An 8,353-nucleotide genomic window follows, 5' to 3' on the forward strand; every position below is an offset into this window, starting at 1 on the left:
TTTCCTGTTATTTGTTTTGTCGTTATTTTGGCTTGAAAATGTGATTGTAGGGGAATTTGTTTGGGCTTGCCAGGATGGGCTTGCGGCGGTTTGGACGATGCCGTCTGAAAGTGGTTCAGACGGCATCAGGCGGTTTGGGCGGGATGATGTTTATTTTTTAGTGCTTAATTGGTCGAGCATGCCGCCGTCGGCGAAGTAGGTTTTCATGATTTTTTCCCAGCCGCCGAATTTTTCTTCGGGAGAGAAGGTGTCTAAGTCTGGGAAGTCGGCTTTGTGCCGTGCCAATACTTCGGCGTTACGCGGGCGCAGGTAGAGCGATGCGGCGAGTTCTTGCGCCGATTCGCTCCAAAGGTATTCGAGATAGGATTGGGCGGCTTCCTGTGTGCCTTTTTTTCCGACGACGCTGTTTACGACGGCGACGGGGCTTTCGGCGGAAATGGTGTAGCTGGGATAAACAATCTCGAATTGTCCTTTTGTCAGTTTTTTGCTGACGTAGTTGGCTTCGTTTTCAAAAGTGATGAGTACGTCGCCGATGTTTCGTTGTGTGAAGGTGGTGGTGGCGGCTCGTCCCCCGTTTTCAAAAACAGGGGTGTTTTTGAGAATGGCTGCAACGAGTTTTTGGGTTTCCTGTTCGTTGCCGTTGGTCGCTTTCAAGCCGTAGCCGTACGCGCCGAGGAATGCATAGCGTCCGTTGCCTGTGGTTTTGGGATTGGCGATGACGATGTTAACGCCGTTTTTGGCAAGGTCGTTCCAGTCGTGGATTTGTTTCGGATTGCTTTTTCGGACAAGGAAAACCATAGTGCTGGTGTAGGGCGCGGCGTGGTCGGGGAAGGCTTGTTGCCAGCCTTTTTCTACCAGTCCTTTTTTTTCGAGCAGGTCGATGTCGGAGGATTGGTTCATGGTGACGACATCGGCTTGAAGTCCGTTGGCTACGGATAATGCCTGTTTGCTGGACCCGCCGTGGGACTGTTGGATGCTGACGGATGTGCCGGGGTGTTCGGATTGGTATGCTTTGATAAATAAAGGGTTGTATTCTTTGTAAAAATCCCGTGCCACATCGTATGAGGCGTTGAGCAGGGTAATGTTTTTTCCGTCGGATTCGGTATTGGCCGGGGAATTTTGTCCGGACGGATGGTTTGAATCGGCTGCGGGGCTGCAGGCTGTAAGCAGGGCTGCGGTATAGAGTGCCGGTGCGTAGGTTTTCATATGCTTGTCCTGTCGGTTGGTAGATGGGGCAACTTTATACGGCTGTCTGCGCTTGTGGAAATAATGTTTGATTTGAAGATTATCAGTTTTGGTTATAAGGACGGGTCAGAGGTGTTTGCGCATCAGTTCGCATTTGATTTTGATGCTGGGGTCAAGCTGCAATACTGCCGAACCGAGCGATTCGTAGCGGTTGAGGAGGTAAAACGGGACGGAGTTGAGCGATGCGTAGAGTTTCAGAAAGCTCAAACCGGATTTGTGGGCGATGGTTTCTGCCTGACGGAGCAGGGCAGTGCCCAGTCCGAGGTTGTGGAACAGAGGGTGGACGTAAAGCGCATCGAGTTGTGCTTCTTGGCAGTCAATTTGGAAAAATCCCTGTATGTTGCCTTTGTATTCGACAACCCAAAGTGCTTTGCCGGGGTCGGAAATGGTCGGCAGGTAGCTTTCTGTGTTTAACAGACCTTCCCATACTTTTAGGGCGTGTTCGTTGTAGCTGAGGATGCAGGTGTATTGGACGGAATGCAGGTGGACGTTGAAGATGTCTTTGCAGTCTTGCACGGTGGCGGGGCGTAACAGTGTCAGCAGGCTCATGGCGGTATGTCGGCGGTTTCAGACGGCATCTGTGCCGTTGGTCGGATTATAGGGACTGATGCAGTTTTTTTGCTTCTTGAAATGCGGTGTCCGAATCGGTGGTTAAAACGGTGAAATGCCCCATTTTCCGCCCTTTCCGTGCGGCTTTTTTGCCGTATAGGTGCAGGTGTGCGTCCGGCCGGCTTTGCAAGGGCAGCCAATCCGGTTCGCCGCCGCCTTCCTGCCAAACGTCGCCCAAAATATTCGCCATACAGCAAGGCGATAATAATTTGGTGTCGGCAGGCGGCAGGTTGCACATAATGCGTACCTGCTGTTGGAACTGGTCTGCAGCGCAGGCATCCAGCGTATGGTGGCCGGAATTGTGCGGGCGCGGGGCGATTTCGTTGACGACCAATTCGTGCGTGTCGCCGACGACGAACATTTCCACCGCCAACACGCCGACATAATCCAATTCGTCCGCCAAGCGTTTTGCCATCTGCCGCGCCTGCTGCTGCACGTCGGCACTCAGCCGCGCAGGGACAATGGAATAAACCAAGATGCCGTTTTCGTGGATATTTTCGGCGGGGTCGAAGGTTTGCACATTGTCATTGTTCAGACGGCATACGATAACGGAAATTTCGCCGCGCAAATCCACCATTTTTTCCAAAACGCAATCCACGCCGCCGTGTTCGGCAAACGCAGCTTTAAGTTCATCCACCGTTTTGACCCGGATTTGACCTTTTCCGTCGTAGCCCAACGTAGCCGTTTTCAGGATGCCGGGCAAAAATTGCGCGCTTACTTCGCTGATGTCGTCTGAACAGGAAACCACTTGATACGGCGCGGTTTGCAATCCCGCTTTGCGTATCCACGCTTTTTCCTCAATACGGTTTTGCGCGATAGCAACGCAGTCGCCGCTGGGGGAAACGTTGGTGTGTTTTGCCAAAAAGCGCATCGCATCGGCATTGACGTTTTCAAATTCAGTGGTAACCGCCGCGCATTTTGCCAATTCGTCTAAAGCGGCTTGGTCGTCAAACGGCGCGCACAAATGGCGGTCGGCAAATTCCGCCGCCGGCGCGTTCGGATCGGGGTCGAGTACGGTGACTTTGTAGCCCATGGTTTTGGCGGCAACGGTAAACATTCTGCCTAATTGTCCGCCGCCGAGGATGCCGAGCATGGAAGGAGGGAGAATGGAAGATTTGTTCATAGCGTTTTAATTTGTCTGTGTTCTACTGTTTATTTCAGGTTGTCTGAAACCGTTAATTCGTCATTCCTGTGTAGGCGGGAATTTAGGCCTCAATCTTTCGGAAATATTTAGAGATTCCCGTCATTTCAAATTTCTGGATTCCCGCTTGCGTGGGAATGACGCGGTAAAGGTAGTTGTTTTAATCAAACGATTGCTGCTTATTGTTTGGATTTTCAGACGGCCTGTTGATTCCTTAAAGGCTGTCTAAAAACGCCAAGTTTACCTATCCAACCCTTCCTGCACCATCTGCGCCGCCCGAACCACTGCTTGGGCTTTGTTTTGCGTTTCCTGCCATTCTGATTCAGGATTGGAGTCGGCAACTACGCCTGCGCCGCTTTGGACGAAGAGGGTATTGTTTTTAATCACGGCGGTGCGGATGGCAATTGCCAAATCCATGTCGTTGTTGAAACCCCATACGCCGACGGCGCCGCCGTAGATGCCGCGTTTGCTCGGTTCGACTTCTTCGATAATTTCTATGGCACGGACTTTGGGTGCGCCGGAGAGTGTGCCGGCGGGGAAGGTAGCGGCGAGGATGTCCATGTTGGTAACGCCCTCTTTCAGACGGCCTTCGACGTTGGAAACGATGTGCATCACATGGGAGTATTTTTCAATCACCATTTTGTCGGTTACTTTGACTTCGCCCGTTTTGCTGATGCGGCCGACGTCGTTGCGCCCTAAATCGATAAGCATGACGTGTTCGGCGATTTCTTTGGCGTCGCTTAATAAGTCTTGCTCGTTGGCAAGGTCTTCAGCAGGGGTTTTGCCGCGCAAGCGCGTGCCGGCGATGGGGCGGACGATGACGTCGTCGCGTTCGCGGCGGACGAGGATCTCGGGCGAGGAGCCGACGATGTGGAAATCGCCAAAATCGTAGTAAAAGAGATAAGGCGAAGGGTTGAGCGTGCGCAGGGCGCGGTAGAGGGCGAGCGGGCTGTCGGTAAATTCCATGCTCATGCGCTGGCTGGGGACAACCTGCATGCAGTCGCCTGCAAAGATGTAGTCTTTGATTTTATCGACGCAGGCTTTGAACGGCTCTTCGCCGAACTCGCTGACGGCTTCGGTGTGTTTGCTGCCGAGCGAGAGTGGAATGGCGCAGCTTTGGCGCAACTGGGTGCGGATGTCTTCGAGGCGTTCGCGGGCGCGTTCGTAGCCGTTGGGCTGCGAGGGATCGGCATAAACGATGAGGTGGATTTTGCCGCTTAAATTGTCGATAACCGCTAACTCTTGCGACAGCATCAGCAAGATGTCGGGCGTGCCGAGCGGGTCGGCTTTGGCGGTGTTTTTCAGGCGGTGGGCGAAGTGTTCGAAATTGTAGATGGTTTCGTAACCGAAGTAGCCGACCAGTCCGCCGGTAAAGCGCGGCAGGCTTGGGATTTCAGGTGTTTTGAAGCGGTTGTGGAAGGCTTCGATAAAGGGCAGGGGATTGCCGTCGTGTTGTTCGACGATTTCGCCGTTTTGATACACGTCGACATGTTTGCCGCTGACTTTGAGATAGTGGCTGCAAGGCAGTCCGATAAAGGAATAACGCCCGAAACGTTCGCCGCCGACGACGGACTCCAAGAGATAGGTGAACGGCTTGTTGGCGAGTTTGAGATAGAGGGAAAGCGGCGTATCCAAGTCGGCAAGGAGTTCCTGCACGAGCGGGATGCGGTTGTAGCCTTGGGCGGCTTGGGCTTGATATTCCTGTTTGCTGATCATTTCTGCTTTCCCAAAAGGCGGTTTCGGACGGCGCGGCAACGGGCGCGAGTATAACATTTTATCCGGATTGTTGACAGTCTGATCGAAGATGCCGTCTGAAGGGTGCGGCTTGCGGCGCGGCGTGCTTTCGGATGCCCGTCAGGCACGCGGGGCGGGTATTTTGCCGGCGGCTTCGGGCGCGTTTTCCCGACGGTCGGGCTTCAGACGGCATTGCCGTTCTGTCTGGCTTCGAGCTGCTCCCAGCGTTCCAATTTTTCCAAAAGCAGTGTTTCGATTTCTTCGGCGCGATTTTGCAATGCACCGGCTTTCTCATAATCTTTGAAGATTTCGGGATTGGAAAGCTGCGCGTTGATTTCAGCCTGCTCGGCTTCCAAGACGGCGATTTCGTCGGGCAGGGCATCGAGTTCGCGCTGTTCTTTGTAGGAAAGTTTGACCGTGCGCTTGGCTTTGGGTTTTTCTTTGGTGGGTTCGGCATCGGACGCTTTGGGTGCGGATGCCGTCTGAATTTTCGCTTCGCGTGATTTTGCGTCGATATAGTCCTGATAGCCGCCGATGTATTCTTTTAACCTTCCGTTTCCTTCAAATACAATGCTTTGTGTGATGACGTTATCGAGGAACATACGGTCGTGCGAGACAAGGAATACCGTGCCTTGATAATCACGCAGTAAGTCTTCGAGCAGCTCTTGGGTGTCAATGTCCAAGTCGTTGGTCGGTTCGTCCAAGACCAAGATATTGGCAGGACGGGTAAAGAGTTTCGCCAGCAGAAGGCGGTTGCGTTCTCCTCCGGAGAGAGATGAAACGGGGCTTTGCGCGCGGGCAGGATGGAACAGGAAATCTTCCAAATAGCTCATGACGTGTTTTTTCTTGCCGCCGACTTCGACGTAATCATTGCCCTGTCCGAGCGTGTAAAACACGGTGTCGTTTTCGTTCAACGCGCTGCGAAATTGGTCGAAATAGGCAACTTCCTGCTTGCTGCCGATGCGGATTCTGCCGTAAGTCGGGTTGAGTTCGCCCAAAATCAGTTTTAAAAATGTGGTTTTGCCGATGCCGTTGGGGCCGATTAGGCCGATTTTGTCGCCGCGCTGCAAAATCGCGGAGAATTTGTCCATAATGACTTTGTCGCCATAGGCAAACGAAGCGTGTTCCAATTCGGCGATGATTTTGCCGCTCTTCTCGCCGCTGTCGAGCTTGAAGTTGACCTGACCTTGCACATTGCGGCGTTCGGCGCGCTGGCGGCGCAGCTCTTCCAAACGGCGAACGCGTCCTTCATTACGGGTACGTCGTGCTTCAATGCCTTTGCGTATCCACGCTTCTTCCTGCGCGTGGAATTTGTCAAATAGGCGGTTGTGTTCCGCCTCGACTGCCAACTCTTGCGCTTTTTTCTCGCTGTATTTGGAAAACGAGCCGGGATAGGAACGCAAAATACCGCGATCGAGTTCGACAATGCGCGTGGCGATGTTGTCTAGAAAACGGCGGTCGTGGGTAATCACAACCAAGCTGCCTTCAAACGCTTTCAGTAGGTTTTCCAGCCAGATAATCGCGTCGATGTCCAAATGGTTGGTCGGTTCGTCCAGCAGCAATACGTCGGGCTTTTGCACCCAAGCCTGCGCCAAGGCGACGCGCTTTTTCTGACCGCCGGAGAGGTTGCCGATTTTTTCGTTTTCCGGCAAACCGAGTTCGCCCAAAGTCTGCTTCACCGCCGCATCCAGCTTCCAGCCGTCCTTCGCTTCGATTTCAAGTTGCAATTCGTTGAGCTCTTTCAACAAAGTCTCACTCGAACCATTTTCCAACTCATGGCTGACGTGATGATAACGGCGCAATAAATCGCGGATTTCGCCCAAACCTTCGGCAACAGTATCAAATACGGTTGCGTCCTTATCAAAAAAGGACTCCTGCGGCACATAAACGATTTTGAGATTGTTTTGAACAATAATCTGCCCGTCGTCGAGCTTTTGCACACCGGCAAGGATTTTTAAAAACGAAGACTTACCCGCACCGTTGCGGCCGATTAAGCCGATTTTCTCGCCGCTGTCGAGTTGGAAGGAAGTTTTGTCGAGCAGGGCGACATGACCGACGGCAAAGGAAGCGTTTTCTACGGATAATATATTCATAATGTCAATTTCCAACAATTAACGTTCGGATTTTGCCGCAAGTTTGGCGCGGGCAATTTCGATGATGCCGGGCAGGGCGGAAACAATAATGATGCCGCCCATCACCAAGCCCAGATTGTTTTTTACGACGGGGAAGTTGGCAAAGAAATAGCCTGCATAAGAAAACAGGATAACCCACAACACGCCGCCGATGATGTTGTAGCGGATAAATTTGGCATAGTGCATTTTTCCCATACCGGCGACGAAGGGGGCGAAGGTGCGGACGATGGGCACGAAGCGCGCGATGATAATCGTTTTGCCGCCGTGTTTTTCGTAAAAACGGCGGGTTTTGTCGAGGTATTCGCGCCGGAAGATTTTAGAATCGGGGTTGGCGAACAGCCTGCCGCCGAAATACTTACCGACGGTAAAATTGAGCGCGTCGCCGAGTATGGCGGCAAGGCTTAATAATGCAACCATCAAATGAATATCCATACCGCCCAGCGCGGCAATACCGCCGGCTGCAAACAGCAGAGAATCGCCCGGTAAAAACGGTGTAACAATCAGGCCGGTTTCGCAAAACACGACGACAAATAAAACGGCGTAAATCCAAATGCCGTATTGCGCCGACAGCGCAAGAAGGTGTCGGTCGATATGGAGGATAAAGTCGATGGCAGATGCAACCACGGTGCATTTCCTAAAAAAATAGACCGTGTATTTTAACCGATTGGAAAAATGCCGTCTGAAAAGTTTCAGACGGCATCGGTTTTATTTTTTCTTTGCAAGGCAAAAGGCGGTCAGTCCCGCGCAGCGGTTGCTTTTTTGTATGCGGATTTCGAGGCGGCATATTGAAGCCAGTATGCGGTTGATGACGGGATGATGCCGCATCAGTTGGGATTTGGGATTTTGTCCGGATCTCAACCGTCCGAGCAGGCGGACGGTTGCGGCAAGGGGGAATACTGCGCCAAAATAATAGTTCCCCCCGAGGACGGACAGCCCGGTGCTGCGGATTAAGTTCTCGAGCTGTGTCAGGCGGTAGCGGCGGTAATGCCCCAAAAATTCGTCGTGCCGCTCCACAGGGACTGGAAGGCGGGTACGGAAATGAGGAATTCCGTGCCGGAAGGGACTTTTGCGATATACTCCTCTAGCATTGCCTTGTCGTCTTCGACGTGTTCCAAAACATCCATCATCAGCACCAGGTCGGCATCGCTCATGCCGATGGTGCGGCGGAAATGAATCGGTTTGCCGCAATATGACCCATCTTTTTCACCCGTGTAGGCGGTGTCGATGCACAATGCTTCGCTTATATCGGAATTTTCCAGCAGGAAGTGTGAAAAAAAGGCGGAGCCTGCGCCGACATCCAGCACTTTGCGGAAGGTTCTGCCTTTTAAAAGATTGGCAACGGCAAGTGCTTTGGATGCGTAATACCAATGGCTGTTGATGCTGTCGCCCAAAATACCGCTTTCTTTTACATCCATTTTATTATCCTTATATATTGCACCCCATCAAGGGGCGCAAGTCTTTACAAACATCAAGCCCCTTTAACTCTAGCCAG

At 52.4% G+C, this 8,353-nt stretch carries 9 protein-coding genes; all 9 read right to left on the reverse strand.

Annotation, left to right across the window (positions count from 1 at the left end; genetic code table 11):
- Positions 1 to 150: 150 nt before the first annotated feature.
- Positions 151 to 1,206 (reverse strand): sulfate ABC transporter substrate-binding protein, encoded by a 1,056-nt coding sequence (locus Q3O12_RS09520; RefSeq protein WP_301670224.1) that lies wholly within the window; start codon positions 1,204 to 1,206, stop codon positions 151 to 153.
- Positions 1,207 to 1,311: 105 nt separating this feature from the next.
- Positions 1,312 to 1,794 carry a GNAT family N-acetyltransferase gene (locus Q3O12_RS09525; protein WP_301670225.1) on the reverse strand — a complete coding sequence of 161 codons (483 nt, stop codon included), beginning with the start codon at positions 1,792 to 1,794 and terminating at the stop codon, positions 1,312 to 1,314.
- Between the two features lie 46 nt (positions 1,795 to 1,840).
- Positions 1,841 to 2,977 (reverse strand): 5-(carboxyamino)imidazole ribonucleotide synthase, encoded by a 1,137-nt coding sequence (locus Q3O12_RS09530; RefSeq protein WP_301670226.1) that lies wholly within the window; start codon positions 2,975 to 2,977, stop codon positions 1,841 to 1,843.
- Positions 2,978 to 3,235: 258 nt separating this feature from the next.
- Complete coding sequence (gene trpE, locus Q3O12_RS09535; protein WP_301670227.1) at positions 3,236 to 4,711, reverse strand: anthranilate synthase component I; 1,476 nt, start codon at positions 4,709 to 4,711, stop codon at positions 3,236 to 3,238.
- 58 nt (positions 4,712 to 4,769) lie between these two features.
- Complete coding sequence (locus Q3O12_RS09540) at positions 4,770 to 4,922, reverse strand: hypothetical protein (RefSeq protein WP_301670228.1); 153 nt, start codon at positions 4,920 to 4,922, stop codon at positions 4,770 to 4,772.
- Positions 4,912 to 6,822: an ATP-binding cassette domain-containing protein gene (locus Q3O12_RS09545; RefSeq protein WP_301670229.1), complete on the reverse strand. Its 1,911-nt coding sequence runs from the start codon at positions 6,820 to 6,822 to the stop codon at positions 4,912 to 4,914. Before Q3O12_RS09545 ends, Q3O12_RS09540 begins: the two co-directional genes overlap by 11 nt.
- 18 nt (positions 6,823 to 6,840) lie before the next feature.
- On the reverse strand, positions 6,841 to 7,485 hold the full coding sequence (locus tag Q3O12_RS09550; RefSeq protein ID WP_301670230.1) for a DedA family protein: 645 nt from the start codon (positions 7,483 to 7,485) through the stop codon (positions 6,841 to 6,843).
- An 81-nt stretch (positions 7,486 to 7,566) separates the two neighbouring features.
- Positions 7,567 to 7,854 carry a hypothetical protein gene (locus tag Q3O12_RS09555; protein WP_301670231.1) on the reverse strand — a complete coding sequence of 96 codons (288 nt, stop codon included), beginning with the start codon at positions 7,852 to 7,854 and terminating at the stop codon, positions 7,567 to 7,569.
- The gene (locus tag Q3O12_RS09560; RefSeq protein ID WP_301670232.1) at positions 7,827 to 8,276 is read right to left on the reverse strand and encodes a class I SAM-dependent methyltransferase; all 450 of its coding nucleotides are present in this window, start codon (positions 8,274 to 8,276) and stop codon (positions 7,827 to 7,829) included. The genes Q3O12_RS09555 and Q3O12_RS09560 overlap by 28 nt, the downstream gene beginning before the upstream one ends.
- Between the last annotated feature and the right edge of the window lie 77 nt (positions 8,277 to 8,353).

The sequence above is a fragment of the Neisseria benedictiae genome (assembly GCF_958267435.1).
GTDB classification, from domain to species: domain Bacteria; phylum Pseudomonadota; class Gammaproteobacteria; order Burkholderiales; family Neisseriaceae; genus Neisseria; species Neisseria bergeri.